The sequence below is a fragment of the Natranaerobius trueperi genome (genome assembly GCF_002216005.1).
GTDB lineage: Bacteria > Bacillota > Natranaerobiia > Natranaerobiales > Natranaerobiaceae > Natranaerobius_A > Natranaerobius_A trueperi.
Genome location: NZ_NIQC01000036.1, coordinates 1 through 21,488, shown reverse-complemented (window position 1 = coordinate 21,488; position 21,488 = coordinate 1). Strand labels below are relative to the sequence as shown.

The window sequence follows — 21,488 nt, the reverse complement described above, 5'->3', positions numbered from 1 at the left end:
AAGCACGCCGCCAGCGTTCGTCCTGAGCCAGGATCAAACCCTCCTAATTAAATTTAATTAGAAAAGCCGATCTGGCTTATTTATTCAAAACTTAACGCTTGCATCCTGTTCAGTTTTCAAAGAACAATTTAACTGCTCTCTCAAGCAGGAATGATATAATAACATGATTTTAGTTGTGAGTCAAGAAGTAATTTCAATTTCTTTTAATATCTTTCGCTTATTTTCACTTACATTTTCTTGACTTTTCAGTATCGCTCTCTCAAAGCGACATAAATTATCTTATCATGCTTACAAGTGTAAGTCAAGAAAAATATATTATCTATTGAAATAAGGTATTGATCTAATATTTTCTTGGTTAGATTCATTTCCTTCAATAAAAGAGTTATTCTGTGATTCTTGGTTCCCAAAAAAGTCATTTTGGGTATTAGTATTACTCTGATTATTACTTTGTATGTTTTCAGAACCCTGGGCTCCATCTCTTGTTGGTAAAGGTAAGTTAACAACAGTATCTGGCACATCACCCATATAAATCGTATCTGCTACTGGTACTGCGGTTTTAACTTCTCTACTAGTAGATACAAAGGGGATGATTATTTGTACATCTGCAAAAACGTCTAGATATATTTTATGTCTTGTTTGGTTTATTCCTGCTTCTTTGAATGAATGACTTACATCTACATGAACAGTACCAATTGGCACTAATGTTACAGGTATCTTCGGTCCGTAAGTAGCAAGGATTTGACTACCTAACACTTGACCTAAAGGTATGTTGATTTTTTCTCCTTCGATATCTCTTAATGTGTTTTGAACTCGTTTAACTGTTTCTGCTTGAACACGGTTAACCTCCATTGTGTTTGTTTGAGCCATAGTTATACTCCCTTGTGAATCTTTATCAACAATTATTAGATCTTCATACATAATATTTTGAGCAACTCTCTCATTAATTGCCTCATTTATGGCATCAAAAGCAATTATCTTTGCTCTCGCCTCAGCTATAGCTAAAAAAGTAGGACGTAAACTATTCTCGATAAATAAGAAAAACTGTATTAATATGAATATAACTATAGTAATTATAATTAAAGGCACAAAACCTCTCATTCTTTTTGATAAGGGCTTTTTAAACATGGTATGCCCTCCTTTCTATATTTTAAGATATGAGATTTAGTTATTTTATGTGATAAAAAAAATAACCCCACATAAAGTGGAGTTACTTTTAAGACTACGATAATTTGGCAAATTTTCTCTTACCAACTTGTATTATTAACCCTGTGGCTACTTTAATATTTTCATTTATGTCCTGTATTTTTTCACCATCTACTTTCACAGCCCCTTGTTTAACCATCCTTTTTCCATCACTATTACTACTAACTAGTTCACAAATCTTTAAAAGTCTCACAATTTTTATACAACCTTCATCATCTAATTCATCCTTAAAGTCACTAATAGCTATTTCTGGAATATCCTCTGGAATTTCTTGTTTTTGAAATACGCGTAGAAATTCTCCCTCAGCTTTTTTAGCTGCTTCATCACCATGATATAATGATACAATTTCTCTAGCTAGTCCCATCTTAATATCTCTTGGGTTTTTACCACTTTCTAAATCATTCTTTATTTTTTCGACTTCTTCTGGTAACAAGTCTGTGACTAATGTGTAATATTCTACAATTAACTCATCAGGAAGTGACATTGTTTTTCCATACATATCATATGGTTTTTCTTCTATACCTATGTAATTACCTAAACTTTTACTCATCTTCTTTTCGCCGTCAAGACCAACTAATATTGGCATCATTAAAGCAACTTGAGGAGATTTACCCTTTTCTTTTTGTAACTGCCTTCCCATTAATAAATTAAATCTTTGTTCAGTTGCTCCAAACTCAACATCTGAATCTAACACTACTGAATCATAACCCTGCATAATTGGATAAAAGAACTCATGTAAACTAATAGAATAATTATTTTTATAGCGCCAACTAAAATCTTCTCTTTCTAACATCCGTGCAACTGTTAATTTTGATGATAAATCAATAATGTCCACAAAATCTAGTTTTGATAACCATTCAGAATTAAAACATACTTTAGTCTGTTCTGGATACAATATTTTAAAGATCTGATTCTTATAAGTTTCTGCATTTTCAAGAATTTCTTCATCTGTTAACTGTTTTCTTGTTTCACTTCTTCCTGTTGGATCTCCAATTTTCCCAGTAAAATCACCAATAATAATAGTTACATGGTGACCTAACTCTTGTAGTTGTTTTAATTTTCTTAAAACAACAGTATGCCCTAAATGAATATCTGGCGCTGAAGGGTCAAGACCTAACTTTAACTTAAGAGGTCTATCATTTTCGATAGAGCTTTTTAACTTGTCTCGCAATTCATCTTTAGAAATTATTTCTTCAATTCCGTGGCAAAATATTTCTAATTGGCGTTCTAAACTATTGTTTTGAAGGTTCACTTCAGATCCTCCTAGCATAATTATTTTATATTGTCAAATTTATTAGTGATTTTATCACACTAATATAATTTTAGCAAAACTTTTAACACTAATATTATTTAAAGATTTAACTTAACAACAGTTACTCCTTCACCACCCTCATTTCTTGAACCTATTCGATATTCGTTAACATGTGGGTGTCCTTCTAAATGAAATTGAATTCCTTTTCTTAAGTTACCTGTACCTTTCCCATGTATAATGCGAATTTGAGTTAAATTTGTAACAATAGCATCATCTAAAAACTTATCAACTTTAGCTATTGCATCATCCACTCGTTCTCCCCTAATATCTAATTCAGTAGATATATTTGCTTTTTTATCAGTAAGTACACTCTTTCGTTTATGCTTTTCTATTTCACTACCATTTGAATTTTCTTTGTCTTCTACAAGATATAAATTAGAGAAAGCCACACTTACTTTCATGATCCCTACCTGTACTTCAGCCTCTTTTTTATCTTTATTAATCTTTTGTATAATACCTTCTTTATCTAAATTTGAAACATAAACATCCATTCCTTGGCGTAATTCAGCAGGTGATAGTGGTTCCTTGTTTTCATCTGATTTCATACTTTCTTGCAGATGTTCTTGCTTTTCTGATAATCGTTTTCTTACATTACCACTCACTTCTGCCATCTCTTTTTGTGAATTTTTCTCTGCAAGTTTTCTAGCTTCTTTTAGCGTTTCTTCTACATCTCTTCTAGCATCAGTAATTATATCTTCAGCTTGTTCTCTTGCTTTATTTAACACTTCGTCTCTTTTATTCTCCATATCTTGCTTTGCTTTTTCTAGTTCGGATTTCATTCTTTCCACTTTAGCTTTTTCTCGTTCTAACTCATCTTTTAGTAATTGAGTAGATTTTTCTTTTTCAGTAAGTGAAGAAATTAAATCTTCAACTTCTATTTCCTCATCAGCTAAAAAACTTTTAGCATTTGAGATAATATCATCACTTAAACCCAATCTTGATGAAATTACGAAAGCATTACTTTTCCCAGGTACTCCAATCAACAATTTATAAGTTGGTTTAAGTGTTATATCATCAAACTCAACTGAAGCATTTTCCACTCCATCTCTAGCATGAGCAAAGTTCTTTAATTGTGTATAGTGTGTAGTAGCTATGCTTCGACACCCTTTATTATGAAAGTATTCTAATAATGACATAGCTAATGCTGATCCTTCAGTAGGATCAGTACCCGCTCCCAATTCATCAAGTAATATTAGAGATTTTTCATCAACATTATTTACAATTTCAACAATATTAGACATATGAGAACTAAAAGTACTTAAAGATTGCTCAATATCTTGTTCATCTCCAATATCAGCAAAAACTTTCTCAAAAATCCCCATTTCAGTACCACGACCAGCTGGTAAATGTAGCCCCAATTGAGTCATTAGTGTAAATAATCCAACCATCTTTAATGTAACAGTTTTTCCTCCCGTATTTGGTCCGGTAATCACTAATGTATTAAAGTCATCTCCTAGTTTTACATCTATTGGCACTGCTTCTTCTCCTAATAGAGGATGGCGCGCTTTGAAAATATTTATCCGCTTTTCATAATTTAATTCAGGTTCTCTTGCGTTAAGTTTACGTGATAAAGCGCCTTTTGACAGTATGAAATCTAATTCAACTAAAATTTGTAATGTGTTTTGTAGTGGATCATAATGTTCTTTAATCTGCTCACTTAATTCTTTTAATATTTTTTGTATTTCCTTATATTCTTCACGCTTTGCCTGATTAAGTTGATTATTCTTTTCTACTACATCTCTTGGTTCAATGTATACTGTCATTCCGCTAGCTGATTGATCATGAATTATTCCAGGAATCATATTCTGATACTCTGCTTTAATAGGTAACACATACCTATCATTTCTCATGGTTACTAGCTTTTCTTGCAAGTACTTTTCACTAGAATTTAATGTTTTGTTTAATGATGATTTTACTTGTGATCTTAAATTCTTTACTCTCATTCTTATATTTTTTAAATTACTACTTGCTGAATCTTTCACTTCACCATCTTCATCAATTTTCGATTCAAGCTCTTTACGTAACCTAGTTAGGTTAGGTAATTTGTTAATTAGATCAAAAATTATAGGATAATTTTCATCATACTCATCAAATAACTTTTTTACTCTCTCAGAAGTTGATATTACACTTTTGATATCAAATAATTCATTTCCCTGCAAAACCCCATCTTTGGTGGCAAATTGTAATTGTTTTCTTATGTCTTTTAATCCTCGAAGAAACAGTTCCTTTTCTGCTAACAAGTTTCTAGCTTCAGTAGTTTCTTTTAACCATGTACTCACTTCACTATAATTAGTACTTGGTTTTAAAGTCTCACAGATTTCTTTTGTCATATCAGACATAGTTTCTTCCTTAAGCATGTCAATTACTTTATTAAGTTCTAAAGTTTTTTCAGATTTTTTAAAAGCCACGTTTATTCCTCCCTGATAACATTCTAGTCTGACAGCCATGTCATAAAATCATTTAAATCATAAGTATTAATAATCTGTTCGGGCGTCAACCAAGCTCTACGGGCTACATATAAACCATAATTAATATCTCTAAGAGCTACAACACTATGAGCATCAGTATTAATTAGAAATTTCACATCATATTCTTTAGCACTTGAAAGATATCTTTCTGATAGATCAAGTCTATCAATAGAAGAATTTATTTCAATAGCTGTATTAGTTTCATTAGCTTTTTGAAAGATTTTTTTAAAATCGAGATTAAACTCTTTTCTTTTACCAATAATTCTACCAGTGGGATGAGCAATTGCTTTTACATAAGGGTTCTCCATCGCTTGACATATACGTTTTGTTATAATTACACCTGAATCTTGAAAACCCTGATGAATAGAAGCTATAACAAAATCTAGTTGCTCTAAAATATGATTATGAAAGTCTAAGGTTCCATCTCTTAAAATATCGACTTCGACACCTGATAAAATTCTAATACCTGAATTCTTTTCATTCAAGACATTTATTTTTTCTATCTGTTTTTCTAGTTGCTCTTTTGAGAGCCCACTTGCAATCTTTAATGATTGTGAATGATCAGTGATTGCGATATATTGATATTCATATTGTTTAGCTATATCAATCATATCCTCCAGACTAGAAGCACCGTCACTCCAGTTAGTGTGTATATGTAAATCACCCTTGATTTCACTTTTTTTGACAACATTCGGAAGGTTTTTTTCCATTGCACCTTCTATTTCTCCCCTACCTTCTCTTAGCTCAGGGGCTATATATGGTAAATTTATTTTATCATACACTTCTTGTTCTGAGTAAATATCAATCAGTTTATTGTTCTTATAAAGACCATCCCTTTCTAATTTAACACCTTGTTTACTGGCTACACTCATGAGTCTATTTATATGTTGTTCATTTCCTGTTGAAATTAACAAATTATAATGAAATATCTTTGGGGTAGTAAAGTAAAACTCAACCTTAATTCCAACTGTATTTAATACACTTAGAACATGGTCCTTTTCATCTAACACTTGGTATACAGCAGGTAGTTCTGTAATATGTTCTTTTACCTTTTCTGGCTCAGTTGTTTCCACTAATATATCGATATCCTCTACAACTTCCATACGTCTTCTAACACTTCCAGTTATTTCTGCATTTGTAACTTCAGAAAAGCTTAGGATTTTTTTAACTATACTTTCACTCATTGGTAAAGCTATACCTAATAGGGTTGTTTTTTCAGCATTTTCTAGCTTTGATATACCCTCTAATACCTTTTGTTGAAATTTTTCACCAAAACCTGGATGATCTTTTATTTTTCCTTCTTCACATGCTTTTTTCAATTCCTTGACTGTAGATATCTTAAGTTCCTCAAAAAGTTTATGAGATGACTTAACTCCTATCCCTGGTATACCTAAAATTCGCCTAAGTCCTGTAGGAACTTCACTTCTTAATTCTTCTAGTAAAGTAGATCTACCCGTTCGCACAACTTCTTCAACAGTTTTAGCAATCCCCTCACCTATTCTAGGGACTTGACGCATTCGATTTTCCTGTACTAGTCTTGTTATTTCTTCAGAAAGTTTCTCAATCTGGCGAGCTCCCTGTCTATATGCACGGAATTTATAATAATTTTCACCTTTAAGTTCCATTAACTCTGAAATTTCTTTTAAAACAAGAGAAATTTCTAAATTCGTCATAGTTTATCACCCTTTTTTAGAATCTATTTCTTCATCTACAAGCTCCATTAAATTGTAATATTCTTCTTCTAACTTCAAATATTCATCGGCTAAATTAACTGCTGCTAGGACCGCTATTTGATGTAAACTTAACCGTGGCTTATTTTCTGCGATATGATTCATTGTCTCATCAACTGTAACCGCAACTTTTTGCATATATTCTGGTTCCTTTGAGCTTTTTAATGTATAATGTTCTCCAAAAATTTTTACTTCAGTACGATGTTTTTTGTCTGATTCCATATTTACACCTGAGCTAAAATCTGTAACTCTTTACAGACTTTAGACATTCAGGCTGTCACCTCCCTTGTTCTAAGTTTTACATATCAATTTATAATAAAATTGGATTTACTTGCTAGATTCTTATTTTATAGTATTAATTTCTCTTTTTATAAAGGAAAATCCTTCACAATAACATTAAAGAATAGGCGTCCTTTTAGGACGCCTTAATTGTTCTTTATGCCTTTCGTATTTCAGCACCTATCTCACTTTTTAATGCTTCTTCAATCTGTTCATAAACTTTATCTACTCTGTCATCAGTTAGGGTTGTGTTTGGATCTCTAAACTTAATAGAGTAAGCTAAACTCTTCATGTTTTCAGGAATTCTTTCTCCTTGATATAAATCAAATAAATTTATATCCTCTATTAAATCTTCACCAACATTAATTATCACCTGAGAAACTTGTTCTTCTGGGATTTCACTTGGAACCAGCAGTGCTATATCCCTCAAAACAGCTGGGTATTTAGGTAATGATGTGAACTTCTCCACCAAGCTAGCTTTAGAATAGATAGATTCTAAATCTATTTCAGCTAATACTACTTGAGTATCGATATCATAGTTTTCCTTAACAACTGCTGGGTGCATTTCACCCATTATACCAATTTTTCTCTCATCTAAATAAACACCTGCAGTCCTTGTTGGATGAAATGAAGGATGTTTTTCAGGTTTAAAAGAAACATCAGAAAAACCTATATTCAAACGCTCTAAAAGTAATTCAAACATGCCTTTAACGTAGAAGAAATCAATTTTTTGTGGTTGTTCTAACCAGCTTTTTGATTTAATTGCTCCCATACCACCAAAAATTAATGTATTACGTTCATTTGGCAAACTATCTAAAGGTAGTTTTTCAGGTAAATAAATTTTTCCAATTTCAAAAATATGGTGATCTTTTTCTCCATGCTTGAAGTTATGAGATAAAATCTTCATAATTGATGGTAATAATGTAGTTCTCATAATACTTTGTTCTTTTGTTAATGGATTAGCTATAGGTACCGATTTTCTAGCTGAACTTTCATCACTGAAGTTTAATTTATTGTAATCTTCAGGTGAAATAAAAGTATAAGAAATTATCTCAGATAATCCTGAAGATAACATGGTTTCTCTAACAGTATCTTCAACTTGTTGTCTATGTGTTTTCCTTCCTTGCGTAATTCTTCCTTTAGGCATAGTTGTAGGTATCTTATCATACCCATATAAACGTGCTATTTCTTCTATTAGATCGACTTCTAAAGTAATATCATTTCTTCTAGTAGGAACAGTTACATTCAAAGAGTCTTCTTTTTCATCTGTGATATCAAATTGTAATCTTCTAAAAAGGTCTCTGATCTCTTCTTTTGAAATATCAATACCTGTTAATTGTCTAACTCTTTCAACTCTAAGTTCAATGCTAACTTGTTCTCGCTTTTTAGGGTACTCATCAAAAGCTCCAACTACTACTGTTCCAACACCAAGTTGTTCAATCAATTCTACAGCTCTAAAAGCTGCATTTAGAGTATTGTTAGGATCGACTCCTTTTTCAAACCTTAAAGACGCGTCTGACCTTAAGTTTAAACGATTAGCTGTGCGTCGAACACTAATATTATTAAATGCAGCTGATTCTAGTAAAATTCGGTTACTCTTTTCTGATACTTCGGTAGCATAACCACCCATTACACCTGCAACTGCTATAGCTTTTTCCTTATCAGCAATAACTAGATCATTTGAGGTAAGTTTTCTAGTTTTTTCATTTAATGTAACAATCTCCTCTTCATCTTTTGCTCGTCTTACAATTATCTCATCACCTGATACAAGATCATAATCAAAAGCATGAAGAGGCTGGCCATACTCTAGCATTACATAATTAGTAATATCTACTAGATTGTTTATAGGTCTAATTCCATAAGTACGAAGTCGTTGCTGTAACCACATAGGTGATATACCTATATTTACATTTTCAATTAACATTCCAACATATCTTTCACATAAATCACTATCTTGTATATTTATGTTTACATTATCTAATGTTTTATTCTGTGAAAAATCTGTTACTTTAGGTACGTTAATTGGTATATCTAATACAGCAGCAACTTCACGAGCTACTCCTAGCATTCCAAGACAATCAGCACGGTTTGGAGTGAGATCAAATTCTAAAACTTCGTCATCTAATCCCAAGTAAGATTCTAACGGTTCTCCGACAGGCGCATTCTCAGCTAAAACCATTATTCCTTCTTCTTTTTCAGGTGCTAATAAACCTAGCTCTTCACAGGAACAAATCATACCAAAGGATTTTTCTCCTCTAAGCTTTGCCTTTTTGATTTTCATGCCATCAGGTAATTTGCCTCCTACCTTGGCAACAGGTACTTTCTGTCCTTTTTTTACATTCGGTGCTCCACAAACAATCGACATTGGCTCTTGTGTTTTATCAACGTTAACTTTGGTTACACTTAGCTTGTCAGCTTGAGGATGTTTATTCACTTCTAAAACTTTACCAACTACAACATTTTCAAATCCCGGGTGCATTGAATGAATTCCTTCTACTTCTATACCACTATTAGTTAAGTAATCAGCTAATTCTTGTGCAGATATATTAAAATCTAAGTATTCTTTTAGCCAATTATAAGATACTTTCATATAAATAATCCTCCTTTACCTTATTTAAATTGTTCAAGCATACGTTTATCGTTATCAAAAAAGATTCTTAAATCATCTACCCCATACTTAAGCATAGCGATTCTTTCAACTCCCATTCCAAAAGCAAAACCTGTTACTTTATCAGGGTCATATCCCGATTTCAGAAAGACATTTGGGTGAACCATGCCAGCACCAAGAATTTCTAACCAACCAGTCTTTGAACAAACACGACATCCATGACCTTCACAAATAACACATGAAATATCTACTTCTGCGCTCGGTTCAGTAAAAGGAAAATAGCTTGGACGAAGACGAATATCTACATTTTCACCGAACATTTGTCTTGCGAAAGTTAATAATGTACCTTTTAAATCACCAAGTGTTATTTTTTCATCAACTACCAGTCCTTCTATCTGGTGAAACATAGGAGAATGAGTTGCGTCATCATCTTTTCTATATACTTTTCCAGAACAAATAATTCTAATTGGTTTTTCAGGAACTAATTTTTGCATAGTTCTTGCTTGGACTGGTGAAGTATGAGTCCTTAATAAAATCTCATCTGTGATATATAATGAGTCTTGCATCTCTCTAGCCGGATGATCCTTTGGTATATTTAAAGCTTCAAAATTAAAATGATCAGTTTCAATTTCCGGACCTTCAGCAATATCATAGCCCATACCTAAAAATATTTCATGGACTTCATCTAACACCTTTTTTAAAGGATGTATTGCTCCTCTTTCAACATGTCGACCAGGTAAAGTTATATCTATCTTCTCTTTTTCCCACCGTTTTTGAAGTTCTAAATCTTTTAACTTACTTTCCCTATCTTCAAAAGCCTTTTCTAGTTCATCTCGTATTTCATTTGCAAGCTTTCCAATGATCGGACGTTCATCCTCTGAAAGTCGACCCATACCTCGTAATATTTTTGTTAATGCACCTTTTTTACCCAAGTACTTAACTTTAACTTCTTTTAGTACATTAAGTTGGTCTGTAATTTCAAGCTCTTGTAATGCTTCTTTTTTTAACTGATTCAATTCGTCTCGCATCAAAAAACCTCCTTATTAGCTTCATAATATCTAACTTCAAAGTTATACCATAATATAAAAAGCTTTCGCCACAATAGGGACGAAAGCTTAACTTCCGCGGTACCACCCAGATTGGAATAATACCCACTTAAATAAAGATAACGGTCACCCGGTCCGGCCTACTAATGGTTCAGCCGGACAGCTCCGGGGAGAACTTCAGTTGAATTGACTTAAGGTAGCTTCCAGTCTATGACTACCTCTCCCTGAAAAGCCAGATTTCAACCTACTTGCCCCTTCATAGCTTTTTTAATATTTTTACGTCTTATATTACACACTGCTACTATTGATTAACAAGTGAATCTTCTTGAGAGTTTTGTTGTAGATCGCGATAGATTAAATAGGCTGTAATGGATCCCGTAAGTTCGAATACTTTCCAAAAAAAATTTTTATCAACCATAAAAGGGACCCCACCCTTTCAGTGAATTTATGTAAATTATATCACATAGAATAGGGTAAAACAAGTTGAACACCTAATAAAATCGCTTTTTTGCAACTTCGTACATCATAACTGATCCAGCTACTGAAGCGTTTAAAGATTCACTATTTCCGTACATTTGTATTTTAGTGGGAAAGGATACTTTCTTTAAATCATCTACTATGTCGAATCCGTCTAACCCATTTGATTCATTCCCAATAACAAGAACAATTGGGTTATCATCAAGCTCTAATTGATCCAAGGTATATTCTCCATATACTTCTCCAAAAAGCACCCTAAAAGAAAATTGTGATAGATAATTTTGAAACTCTTCCAAATTAATATTAAGGGCAATCGGTATATGAAATAAAGCTCCCATACTACTTCTGACAACTTTATCATTCGTTGGGTCAACACTTCCTTTAATATTTATCACACCATCAAATCCAAAAGCATCAGCACTTCTAATTAAAGTTCCAGCATTTCCTGGGTCTTGAACATTATATAGTACCAATAAATTTTTTGATGATTGCATGATTTTCGATAGACTATCTCCTTTAAACTTACAAGAGCCTAAAAGTCCTTGGGGAGTTTCAGTAAAAGCAATTTTTTTAAGTAACTGTGGATCTATTTCATAACAACGAACTCCACTTTGACACAACTCATTTATTAATTTTTTTTGAGTTTCATTTGTATTTTTATATGAGTACAATATGAATTCAAATTCTACGTTATTTAAAAACGCATCTTCTATCAGTTTAACACCTTCTAAAGGAACTAATTGCTGTTGGTGTCTCCACTTTTTTTGTCTTAACTTACGATAAGTTTTAATATAATAATTATTCTCTCCTGTAATCATCACTTCACCACCAGTTCAGCTAGTAAACTCTTCTATTTGGTTAATATTATCATGCTTTCCAACAACTATTAATACATCCTTTTCTCTAAACTTATCAGTTGGCTTCGGTGAGATATTTACATCATCTTCTCTTTTTACAGCTAAAACAGTCACTCCATACCTAGCTCTCAAATCTAGATCACGTAGGGTTTTACCAGCCATTTTTTTAGGAACAGTAACTTCTGCTATAGAATAATCTGGAGCAAGTTCAATATAGTCTAAAATATTTGTTGTCGCTAAATTATGAGCAACACGTGCACCCATATCCCACTCTGGATAAATAACTCTATCAGCACCTATTCGTTCTAATACTTTTCCATGCATTTTATTTTGTGCTTTTACTACAACATACCCTACACCGAGCTCTTTTGCTATTAAAGTAGCCATAATACTCGCTTGAATGTTTTCTCCAATGGAAATGATTACTACATCAAAGTTTCTAAGTCCAATTGAAATAAGGTTTTTTTCAACGGTCGCATCTGCTTGGATTGCATGAGTAACTTCTTTAGAAGCATCCTGTACTTTATTTTCTGATTTATCAACAACTAAAACATCATAACCCATATTAGTTAATGTGTAAGCCACACTTGAACCAAATCTACCAAGTCCAACAACTGCGAATTGTTTTTTCTTCATACTATTTCCTCCTTGCTTTCAATAACTAACATTAGCCAATTAATAAGCGTTCTTCAGGATATCTAACACCAGTTTTTTCTTTACCTCTTGCAAAAGCAAAAGCGAGAGTTAATGGTCCAAGTCTACCTATAAACATTGTCACAATAACTATAGCTTTTCCAACTGGTGTCAAATTAGGTGTTATTCCTTTAGACAATCCTACTGTTCCAAAAGCAGATATTGTTTCAAAAAGAGTTTCTTCAAAAGTCGCATTTTCTGTAATCATTAAAAGTGTAGCTACAATAAACACAAGGACTAGTGAAATAAAGATAATAGCCAAAGCTTTATTAATTAAACTATACGGTATTCTACGCTCTAAGAAATTAACATCATGAGTACCACGGATAACAGCATTTACTGTTAACAGTAATGTACCAAATGTGGTGGTCTTTATTCCACCACCAGTTGAAGCAGGTGACGCACCTATGAACATTAATACCATTAAAAATAAAGTAGTGGGATTAGTTAACTCATCAGTCGGTAGTACATTATACCCTGCAGTCCTTGGTGTTGCACCGGTAAAAAAAGCACTCCAAATTTTAGATCCACTATCGACCGCTCCAAGAGTTTCTGGATTATTCCATTCTAAAATAAGTACTACAAAAAATCCAATAACAAGTAGAATACTTGTTATAAGTAAACTTACTTTAGAGTGAAAGCTAAGCCGTTTTAGATTTCTTGAACGCTTAAGGTCTACTAATACAGTAAATCCAAGACCCCCAAAAATAAATAATAAAGGAATTATAATAGATATTATTGGATCTTCAACAAAAGGGGTTAAACTTCTATACTCTCCGATAATATCAAACCCAGCATTACTAAATGCACTTATTGAGTGAAATAAACCATAAAACATACCAGTTGCATAATCTAAATCTAGAAGTTGAGTAAATCTAAAACCTAATATTATTGCAGCTATTCCTTCAACAATCAAAGTTAGAAATATTATGTATTTAACAAGACGAACAAGACCTTGTAGGTCAAATTGATTAAATTGTTGTTGAATTACAATTCTTTCTTTCAAGGTTATCTTACGACCTAGTGCCATAAAAATCAAAGTGGCAACTGTCATAAAGCCCAAACCACCCATCTGAATTAAAACCATGATTACTGTCTGGCCAAACATTGTAAAGGTAGTACCTGTATCGACAACTACTAATCCTGTAACACAAACTGCTGATGTAGCAGTGAATATTGCATCTAATAATGGTACTCTATCACCATTAACAGCTATAGGTAAACTTAATAATATTGTTCCTATTAAGATTAAAGATAAAAATCCTAGTACTAATATTTTAGCTGGGTTGAATGTTGTCTTGTCTCTTACTACCATTACTATATCACCCCACTGTAATTATTATTAGAATTTCAACCATATTTTAAACTTTAAAATCAATATTATAGCACTAAGAAAAATAAGGAACCCTTTCTGAAGAGTTCCTTAATGATTTATCTTATACGTGTTTTTTTGCAGTTTCTACTAATTGATCAAAAGCTTGTTCATTATTAATTGCCATATCAGCTAACATTTTTCTATTAACTTCAACTTCAGCTTTTTTCAATCCATTGATAAATTTATTGTATGAAAGCCCTCTTTGTCTACAAGCAGCGTTAATTCTTGCAATCCAAAGCTTTCTAAAATCTCTTTTTCTAGTTCTTCTATCTCTATAAGCATAGTTAAAAGATTTCATAACCTGCTGATTTGCAATTTTAAATAAACGGCTTTTAGAACCACGATAGCCTTTAGCAAGCTTCAAAACATCATTATGACGTCGACGTCTAGTAGTTCCAGTTTTTACTCTTGGCATTTTCTTCTACCTCCTTTTTAATGACTATATTTATAACTGTTATTATGGAAGAAGCTTTTCGATACGTTTTTCATCAGCCTTTCTCATAACAGTCGCTTTCCTTAAGTTACGCTTCCTTTTAGGGCTCTTTTTAGTAAGAATATGACTTGTAAAAGCTTTATTTCTTTTAACTCGACCTTTACCCGTTTTCTTGAAGCGTTTAGCTGCACCTTTATGAGTTTTCATCTTAGGCATGATTTTATCCTCCCTTCCGTATGTTAGCGTATTTAGAAATATATTATTGGTCTTTTTCTTGTCTTGGGGCTAATACCATAATCATATTTTTCCCCTCAACACTAGGTTTTTTCTCAACTACTGCAATATCTTTCACTTCATTTGCTAACTTTTCACAAAGCTCTCGACCTATTTGTGGATGAGTAATTTCTCGTCCTCTAAACATAATGGTCACTTTCACTTTGTCTTCTTTTTTCAAGAATTTTGTAGCATTTTTTAATTTAGTATTAAAATCATTGTCTTCAATGTTTGGTCTTAACTTAACTTCTTTTATATTCATTGTCTTTTGCTTTTTCTTTGCTTCTTTTTCTTTCTTATTTTGTTCGTACTTAAATTTACCATAATCCATAATACGACACACTGGCGGTTTCGCCTGTGGAGCAACTGTTACTAAATCTAATCCTTCTTCTTCTGCAATTTTCATTGCTTCTTTAGGGTGCATAATTCCTAACTGTTTACCGTCCTTACTAACAACTCGAATTTCTCGAGCTCTAATTTGCTCATTTACAGGTAGCTCTTTGCTAATATTTTTTCACCTCCTGAGAATTATACATAAATAGTATTAAACATAATAAAAGAGCGAGTATCAATACTCGCTCTTTTTAGCCGAATTTATACACTATTAACCATAGTCTAAAAATAGACACAGTCATAGAATTTTATCACGGCAACCTTACGAACTATACGTTGTAAGGTGAGAAGCGAGTAGCTTCTACTTCTTTCCTATTTAGTTCAGTGGTAGTATATCATCTAGCTTATCAAAAGTCAATCATACACTGTTATTCTTTTCTATCTATTTTTTGTTTAATTTCATCTGCAATATCAGTTGTATTACGTGAACCTAAATCACCATCTTCACGTGTTCTCACAGATACTGATCCATTTTCAACCTCTTCATCTCCTACAATTAACATATAAGGAGTTTTCTTCATTTGAGCATCTCTAATTTTGTACCCAATCTTTTCGTTTCTAGTATCAAGTTTAACTCTAATTCCTTTTTCTAGAAATTCTTCTTGAACTTTTTGTCCATACTCAATATGCCTATCTGCTATAGGTATAATCACAGATTGTACTGGAGAAATCCATAGCGGAAACTTTCCTTCATAGTGTTCAATTAGTAATGCAAAAAACCTCTCTAACGCTCCATATACAACTCTATGAATCATAACTGGTCTATGTTTTTGGCCATCTTCTCCGATATAAGTAAGGTCAAATCTTTCAGGAAGTAAGAAATCTAACTGAATAGTACCACATTGCCATGAACGACCAATAGCATCTTCTAACTGAAAGTCTATTTTAGGACCGTAAAATGCACCGTCTCCTTCATTAATAATATAATCAATACCACGTTTTTTAAGTACCGTTTCTAGTGCATTTGTAGCTTTATCCCAAATTTCATCTGGTCCCATAGCTTTTTCTGGTTTAGTTGAAAGTTCAACATAATAATTAAATCCAAATTTTTGGTAGAATTTATCAATTAAATTAATAACTCGTTCAATCTCTTGTTCAATCTGAGAAGGTAACATAAAAATATGAGCGTCATCTTGGGTAAAGCTTCTTACTCTCATAAGACCATGAAGTGCACCTGATAATTCATGTCTATGTACTTTACCTAGTTCACCAACACGTAATGGAAAATCACGATAACTGTACATATTATTTTTATATACAAGCATAGCCCCAGGACAATTCATAGGCTTAACAGCATAATCTTCTTCATCTATCTCTGTAAAGTACATATTCTCTTTATAATGATCCCAGTGACCTGATCTTTCCCACAATTGACGGTTTAATATAATTGGAGTGTTAATTTCTTGATAACCTGCTTTTTGGTGTTCTTTTCGCCAAAAGTCAATAAGTTCATTCATGATTATCATACCGTTGTTATGATAAAAAGGAAATCCTGGAGCTTCTTCATGTAAGCTAAATAATTCTAGCTCTTTTCCTAATTTCCTATGATCGCGTTTTTTCGCTTCTTCTAACCGATGTAAGTATTCTTCTAATTGAGATTTCTTAAGAAATGAAGTTCCATAAATTCTTTGTAACATGGGACGTTTTTCATCGCCACGCCAATAAGCACCAGCCACTTTTAATAAATCAATAGCAGTTTCCTTGATTTTACCAGTAGAAGTTAAATGTGGTCCCTGACAAAGATCAATAAATTCCCCTTGTTGATAACAAGTTATTTCTTCTTGTTCATCTAAGTCTTTAATTAACTCTACTTTGTATTCTTCACCCATATCTTCAAACATTTTAATAGCTTCGCTTCTTGAGTACACTTTTTTCTCAATAGGAAGATCTTCTTTAATAATCTTTTTAATTTCCTTTTTAATTTTTTCTAAATCATTATCTGAAAGTGATTCATTTAAGTCTAAATCATAATAAAAGCCATCTTTTATTGCTGGTCCTATACCTAATTTAACTTCATCAAATAACCGTTTTACAGCTTGAGCTAACACATGAGCTGATGTATGACGATATACTTCTTTTCCTTCTTCTTCATCAAAAGTTACAATATCAACTTGACAGTCATCGGTTAACTCATAATCCATCCCAACTAATTTACCATCAACTTTTGCCCCCATCGCTTCCTTCGCTAAACGCTTACTAAGTTCTAAAGCTAAATCATACACAGTACTATTTTTTGATAGTTGTTTTACAGAACCATCTTTTAAAGTAATATTAATCATACTATCCCTCCTCACTTATTTTGCTAATAAAAATAACCTCTCACCCCGTGTCTTTGACATCGGGACGAGAGGTTTACTCGCGGTTCCACCCAACTTAACTATATTCTTAAAAAAAGAATATAGTTCGCTCTACCCCATAAGGCAGGGCTGCCTGACGACTTACTTACTTCAGTCTCAAGCTCCGAGGTGGTCTTCTAGTAGTCTCCGGTGTTATCTGCTTCCAGCCATGGCAGATATTCTCTGGTTCCAGAATTCACTACTATACTGTCCTCTTCATCGCTTTTCATCGGTAATGATTGTTATGAAAATTATATTCTTTTGTTACCTGCTTGTCAATAGAAAAGATAAAGAAAAATAAGTTGAAATAGACCAACTACAAAACCTAGTATACTCCCTAGAGTTTCAATAAACTTAAACTCTTTTCTCGCAACTCGAAGTACTAGTTTCTCTACCTCTCGGGTATCTAAATTCATAATTTCCTTTTTAATTAGTTTTTCGATATCAATATAACTAGTTAAATCTTGAAGTATTATTTGAAAGTTATTATGTAGAGATGTTTCTATATTACGACCAATTGACTGTCTCACATTTTCAATAACTCTCTCTCTAATATACTCGGGTAAATACCTCAATCTTGTTTGTAACTTTTCTTTAATAGCTTTTTCAACTGACCTTTGAATCTTATTTATCGTCCTATATTCGTCAATCTCTTCAATTAATTTTCCTGAGGGGAGTAGCTCTTTAGCCACAACTCCCCCTATACTTTGTGCAATTTCTGATTTTCTTCGTGATAATAAACCTTGAATTTCGATATCTAATATGGGTAAGCTGATTTTTTCATGGGGCCAAAAAAGAAGTTTGATTGCTATAAAATTAGTAAGCCAACCAATTAAACTAGAAATTATCGGTATAAAAATAACAGTTGAAGATAACATAGAATATGCAGTCCCCTTATAGTTTTATATTATATCCAATTCAATGCCTCGTAATACACATAAATCACAACTCATTTTCTAAGCTAAATTGCAATATTAAATTGAACTAGTTTCCAACTGTAATATAAAAATTGTTACTCCAGTAGAACACTACACTGTTCTAAGAACGCCTCGTCGGAGATAAGTAGCCAAGGATCCGTCTGGGTAAGGTATTGCACCAGGTTTGAACTCTAGCAATTGCTTGTGATGAAAAATCAGAGAGACTCTTCCCTTTTGGGATGAAACGTCTAATCAAGCTGGTATGTCGTTCGTTAGTTCCTCTTTTTCCAGAAGAGTAAGGATGTGCAAAGTAAACTTTGGTGTTTAGTTTTCTCAAAAGATGCTAGATCTGCAAACTCTAGACCATTATCAGCAGTAAAGCTCTTGAAGACTTTTGAAAAACTATCACCCATTTCATAAGCCAGGTTTGCTAAAGTTTCTTGTACAGCTTCAGTCGTTTTAGCAGGAATCTTACGTATAATTTCTTTGCGAGTTTTCCTCTCAGTAATAGTTAGTAACACAGGTTCAGTTGTTTTCTTAACAATCACGATGTCAATTTCCTAGTGACCAAATACTTAACGATCATTTACTTCTTTAGGTCGTTCGCTAATACTCGTTCCTAAAATCTTTTTATGTTTTCTAATTCGTTTAAGTTTAGTCCTGCGTCTAGTCTTTAGCGGTAGATCAATGTTTTTAATATTGAGTAAACCTGCATCAACGTAATTATAGAACGTTTTAGTTGATACCATAGTTTCTTTAGGGAATTTGTTTTGTCTTTTGAGAGACCCACAAATAGAATCCAAAGAAAACTTGGGATTCCAAAACAAATTTGTAGCATGATTGATGAATTCTTCACATTGTAAAAACTTAAATTTAGGTCCGCAGTTATTTCGGTTCTTTTCATATATTCTTTTAGCTGTATCTGGATAATAAATTTGACATAGTCTAAGAGCCTTGATTTGAGTTAGGTTACTGTGCCTTTAGTTTATTTCGAATAGTGTTTGATGCTCTATTTAAAATTTTACCGATAGCGTATGGGCTGTAGCCTTGTTTATGCAGTAACTCAATTTTTCCTTGCTCGAAATCATTTAGGTGTTTATTATTGCGGGAGTTGGTGTATCATTAAAGTGATCCATAGTGTGCACCATTCCTGTAATTAGTTTTTTTCTGGCGAATTAATTATATTACAGTTGGGTCCACTATGGAGTTTTTATTTAGTTCAATTTGATTTTACAATTAAGCACTCATTTTCTAATATACCTTTCGCAAAGCTTACAATTTGTACAGTAATTAACCCTTCCTGAAAAGATAGTCTCTACAGCTTCAAAAAAATCTAATTCTGTATCATATTCTTTTTTTGTAGTTATTGAATTTTCTTCAGTATGAATTATAATTTCTTTAGGGGTTAAAGCTATTACAGCGGACATAAAAAGTTCTTCATCTCTAGCACCAGTTTCTTCTTCATTAACAATACTTTCTAAATACTCTCTTGAAAAACTTTCCCATAGTTCATTTTTTAGTTCAAATTGTTCTTTTCTGTATATTAAATGAACTTTACCTACTCTACAAGGTTGGTCTTTCACAAAGTATTGTAGTACAGACAAAAAATCTTCATATTCTTTTTTCATTAAATATTCGTTAATTAACTCATCTAAAAGATTATCTAAAACTTCTATAAACCATTTTAATCTAAACCTTAAAAAACCTTCAATATCTAAGTAATGACTACCTAAGAGATATTCTTCTAATTGTTCTTTGATTCGGTTCTCTTCCCAATATAACAAATCATTGTTCTTTTTATATTTTTCATTTAAAGTCTTTTCAATAATTTGTTCATAATCCTCTTTATTTAAGTGCCAATGTTTTTGTTCTGACAGCTCGTAAAGCAAAACCCTTTTGATTTCTGTTGTATACCAATATGCTAGTTTTTTAGCAAGCTTATTAACAAAGCCATAACTATCTGAACTACGAAGTTTCCATATCAAAAATCCATTTATTTCTTGTTTAAACTTAGTAGCATAAAAACTCACAAAATTATTTAATTGTGTTTTATAATTCTTTGTTACTAATGTGATCTCCGTAATCATACTACTCTCCCCTTTCAAAATCAGTATATGAAAAGTAGCATGACCACGTTTCTAATATATAAAAAATCGAGTAGGAGGTAGATAATTAATTTATCTACCGACCTCTCACACCACCAAGCATACCGTCCGGTACTTGGCGGTTCAATGATTTAAGTGCAGTACCTCGTATCTTTTGGATATGTCATCATATCCAATTGATGCGAGGTATTCATTTGTTAATGACCTTGATAATATCCAGCTATTGGCTATCCGCCAATATCCTTTCCGAGTGTTTACCCATTGCCAAGCTTTCCCTTTGGATATTCCAAGTCGTTTGAGGTTCTTAAACCTCGCACTTATTTTCTTCCATTGCTTCCACAAGTACATTCGAATTCTACGCCTAATCCATTCGTTAAGGGCGGTGATTCTATTCTTCATATCTGCGATAGAGAAATAGCCTAACCAGCCTGTGGTGAATGTTTTAAGCTCTTTAAGTATCTTCTGAGTCGACCTACCACGTTTACGACTTGTTATCTGCCGTACCCTGTCCTTGAACCGTTTTACGGACTTCTGGTACGGTCTAATTCCAATCTTCCCTTTAGCTTTGTAGAGGGAGAAGCCAAGAAACTTAAGTTTTAGTGGGCTTCCAGTTTTGCTCTTTTCTCGGTTTACCTTAAGTTTCAATCTATCCTCAAGGTACTTTGTACAGCTGGTCATTACTCTTTCAGCGGCTCTCTTACTTTTGACGTAGATGATACAGTCATCTGCGTACCTCACAAATTTATGTCCCCTCTTTTCAAGTAGTCGATCAAAATTGTTGAGGTAGATATTACTGAGTAATGGAGACAGCTTTCCACCTTGTGGAGTGCCTTTGGTAGAAGGGCTCGAAAGCCCATTTGACATAGCCCCACTCTTTAAAAATTTGCGTATGAGTCGTATGATGGTTTCATCCTTTACTTGTTCCCTTACCATACCTATCAACAAGTCATGGTTCACAGTGTCAAAATATTTTGCTAGGTCTA

At 32.8% G+C, this 21,488-nt stretch carries 18 protein-coding genes, 1 pseudogene and 3 other annotated features; all 19 genes and pseudogenes read right to left on the bottom strand.

Annotated elements, in window-relative coordinates:
• Positions 1-315: 315 nt before the first annotated feature.
• A complete protein-coding gene (yunB, locus tag CDO51_RS11785) occupies positions 316-1,125 on the bottom strand; it encodes a sporulation protein YunB (protein ID WP_089024438.1) in 810 nt (269 codons plus the stop codon).
• A 94-nt stretch (positions 1,126-1,219) separates the two neighbouring features.
• The gene (gene tyrS, locus CDO51_RS11780) at positions 1,220-2,455 is read right to left on the bottom strand and encodes a tyrosine--tRNA ligase (RefSeq protein WP_205842251.1); all 1,236 of its coding nucleotides are present in this window, start codon (positions 2,453-2,455) and stop codon (positions 1,220-1,222) included.
• Positions 2,456-2,553: 98 nt separating this feature from the next.
• A complete protein-coding gene (locus tag CDO51_RS11775) occupies positions 2,554-4,923 on the bottom strand; it encodes an endonuclease MutS2 (RefSeq protein ID WP_158212452.1) in 2,370 nt (789 codons plus the stop codon).
• A gap of 23 nt (positions 4,924-4,946) precedes the next feature.
• Entirely contained in the window at positions 4,947-6,656 is a 1,710-nt protein-coding gene (gene polX / locus CDO51_RS11770) for a DNA polymerase/3'-5' exonuclease PolX (protein WP_089024435.1), read from the bottom strand.
• A gap of 6 nt (positions 6,657-6,662) precedes the next feature.
• Positions 6,663-6,935: a cell division protein ZapA gene (locus tag CDO51_RS11765; protein ID WP_089024434.1), complete on the bottom strand. Its 273-nt coding sequence runs from the start codon at positions 6,933-6,935 to the stop codon at positions 6,663-6,665.
• 214 nt (positions 6,936-7,149) lie between these two features.
• Positions 7,150-9,582, bottom strand: a complete 2,433-nt coding sequence (gene pheT, locus CDO51_RS11760) for a phenylalanine--tRNA ligase subunit beta (protein ID WP_089024433.1) — start codon at positions 9,580-9,582, stop codon at positions 7,150-7,152.
• A gap of 20 nt (positions 9,583-9,602) precedes the next feature.
• Positions 9,603-10,628 carry a phenylalanine--tRNA ligase subunit alpha gene (gene pheS / locus CDO51_RS11755; protein WP_089024432.1) on the bottom strand — a complete coding sequence of 342 codons (1,026 nt, stop codon included), beginning with the start codon at positions 10,626-10,628 and terminating at the stop codon, positions 9,603-9,605.
• A 72-nt stretch (positions 10,629-10,700) separates the two neighbouring features.
• Positions 10,701-10,915 (bottom strand) — a binding site (T-box leader).
• A 32-nt stretch (positions 10,916-10,947) separates the two neighbouring features.
• Positions 10,948-11,064 carry a YqzL family protein gene (locus CDO51_RS15555; RefSeq protein WP_089024431.1) on the bottom strand — a complete coding sequence of 39 codons (117 nt, stop codon included), beginning with the start codon at positions 11,062-11,064 and terminating at the stop codon, positions 10,948-10,950.
• Positions 11,065-11,137: 73 nt separating this feature from the next.
• A complete protein-coding gene (locus CDO51_RS11745; RefSeq protein ID WP_089024430.1) occupies positions 11,138-11,941 on the bottom strand; it encodes a TrmH family RNA methyltransferase in 804 nt (267 codons plus the stop codon).
• A gap of 15 nt (positions 11,942-11,956) precedes the next feature.
• On the bottom strand, positions 11,957-12,616 hold the full coding sequence (locus tag CDO51_RS11740) for a potassium channel family protein (protein WP_089024429.1): 660 nt from the start codon (positions 12,614-12,616) through the stop codon (positions 11,957-11,959).
• A gap of 31 nt (positions 12,617-12,647) precedes the next feature.
• Positions 12,648-13,988 (bottom strand): TrkH family potassium uptake protein, encoded by a 1,341-nt coding sequence (locus CDO51_RS11735; RefSeq protein ID WP_089024428.1) that lies wholly within the window; start codon positions 13,986-13,988, stop codon positions 12,648-12,650.
• Between the two features lie 121 nt (positions 13,989-14,109).
• The gene (gene rplT / locus CDO51_RS11730; protein WP_089024427.1) at positions 14,110-14,463 is read right to left on the bottom strand and encodes a 50S ribosomal protein L20; all 354 of its coding nucleotides are present in this window, start codon (positions 14,461-14,463) and stop codon (positions 14,110-14,112) included.
• Between the two features lie 42 nt (positions 14,464-14,505).
• Positions 14,506-14,697, bottom strand: a complete 192-nt coding sequence (rpmI, locus tag CDO51_RS11725) for a 50S ribosomal protein L35 (protein WP_089024426.1) — start codon at positions 14,695-14,697, stop codon at positions 14,506-14,508.
• 43 nt (positions 14,698-14,740) lie between these two features.
• Positions 14,741-15,262 carry a translation initiation factor IF-3 gene (gene infC, locus CDO51_RS11720; RefSeq protein ID WP_089024425.1) on the bottom strand — a complete coding sequence of 174 codons (522 nt, stop codon included), beginning with the start codon at positions 15,260-15,262 and terminating at the stop codon, positions 14,741-14,743.
• A gap of 39 nt (positions 15,263-15,301) precedes the next feature.
• Positions 15,302-15,460: a sequence feature (ribosomal protein L20 leader region), on the bottom strand.
• Positions 15,461-15,515: 55 nt separating this feature from the next.
• Positions 15,516-17,426 carry a threonine--tRNA ligase gene (gene thrS, locus CDO51_RS11715; protein WP_089024424.1) on the bottom strand — a complete coding sequence of 637 codons (1,911 nt, stop codon included), beginning with the start codon at positions 17,424-17,426 and terminating at the stop codon, positions 15,516-15,518.
• A 57-nt stretch (positions 17,427-17,483) separates the two neighbouring features.
• Positions 17,484-17,712: a binding site (T-box leader), on the bottom strand.
• 46 nt (positions 17,713-17,758) lie between these two features.
• The gene (locus CDO51_RS11710; RefSeq protein WP_089024423.1) at positions 17,759-18,361 is read right to left on the bottom strand and encodes a DUF445 domain-containing protein; all 603 of its coding nucleotides are present in this window, start codon (positions 18,359-18,361) and stop codon (positions 17,759-17,761) included.
• Positions 18,362-18,495: 134 nt separating this feature from the next.
• A pseudogene (locus CDO51_RS15550) lies at positions 18,496-19,536 on the bottom strand (IS30 family transposase).
• Positions 19,537-19,644: 108 nt separating this feature from the next.
• On the bottom strand, positions 19,645-20,487 hold the full coding sequence (gene ytxC / locus CDO51_RS11700) for a sporulation protein YtxC (RefSeq protein WP_089024422.1): 843 nt from the start codon (positions 20,485-20,487) through the stop codon (positions 19,645-19,647).
• Between the two features lie 141 nt (positions 20,488-20,628).
• Positions 20,629-21,488, bottom strand: an 860-nt coding sequence (locus CDO51_RS11695) for a reverse transcriptase domain-containing protein (RefSeq protein ID WP_240503567.1), incomplete at its 5' end; no start/stop codon positions are given.

What these genes read in the sequence shown, in the direction of transcription:
- CDO51_RS11735 (WP_089024428.1), bottom strand. Translation starts at nt 13,988, where the DNA reads ATGGTAGTAAGAGACAAGACAACATTCAACCCAGCTAAAATATTAGTA.
- rpmI (WP_089024426.1), bottom strand. Translation starts at nt 14,697, where the DNA reads ATGCCTAAGATGAAAACTCATAAAGGTGCAGCTAAACGCTTCAAGAAA.
- ytxC (WP_089024422.1), bottom strand. Translation starts at nt 20,487, where the DNA reads ATGATTACGGAGATCACATTAGTAACAAAGAATTATAAAACACAATTA.
- thrS (WP_089024424.1), bottom strand. Translation starts at nt 17,426, where the DNA reads ATGATTAATATTACTTTAAAAGATGGTTCTGTAAAACAACTATCAAAA.
- CDO51_RS15555 (WP_089024431.1), bottom strand. Translation starts at nt 11,064, where the DNA reads ATGGTTGATAAAAATTTTTTTTGGAAAGTATTCGAACTTACGGGATCC.
- pheT (WP_089024433.1), bottom strand. Translation starts at nt 9,582, where the DNA reads ATGAAAGTATCTTATAATTGGCTAAAAGAATACTTAGATTTTAATATA.
- CDO51_RS11740 (WP_089024429.1), bottom strand. Translation starts at nt 12,616, where the DNA reads ATGAAGAAAAAACAATTCGCAGTTGTTGGACTTGGTAGATTTGGTTCA.
- polX (WP_089024435.1), bottom strand. Translation starts at nt 6,656, where the DNA reads ATGACGAATTTAGAAATTTCTCTTGTTTTAAAAGAAATTTCAGAGTTA.
- CDO51_RS11745 (WP_089024430.1), bottom strand. Translation starts at nt 11,941, where the DNA reads ATGATTACAGGAGAGAATAATTATTATATTAAAACTTATCGTAAGTTA.
- CDO51_RS11765 (WP_089024434.1), bottom strand. Translation starts at nt 6,935, where the DNA reads ATGGAATCAGACAAAAAACATCGTACTGAAGTAAAAATTTTTGGAGAA.
- CDO51_RS11710 (WP_089024423.1), bottom strand. Translation starts at nt 18,361, where the DNA reads ATGTTATCTTCAACTGTTATTTTTATACCGATAATTTCTAGTTTAATT.
- rplT (WP_089024427.1), bottom strand. Translation starts at nt 14,463, where the DNA reads ATGCCAAGAGTAAAAACTGGAACTACTAGACGTCGACGTCATAATGAT.
- pheS (WP_089024432.1), bottom strand. Translation starts at nt 10,628, where the DNA reads ATGCGAGACGAATTGAATCAGTTAAAAAAAGAAGCATTACAAGAGCTT.
- yunB (WP_089024438.1), bottom strand. Translation starts at nt 1,125, where the DNA reads ATGTTTAAAAAGCCCTTATCAAAAAGAATGAGAGGTTTTGTGCCTTTA.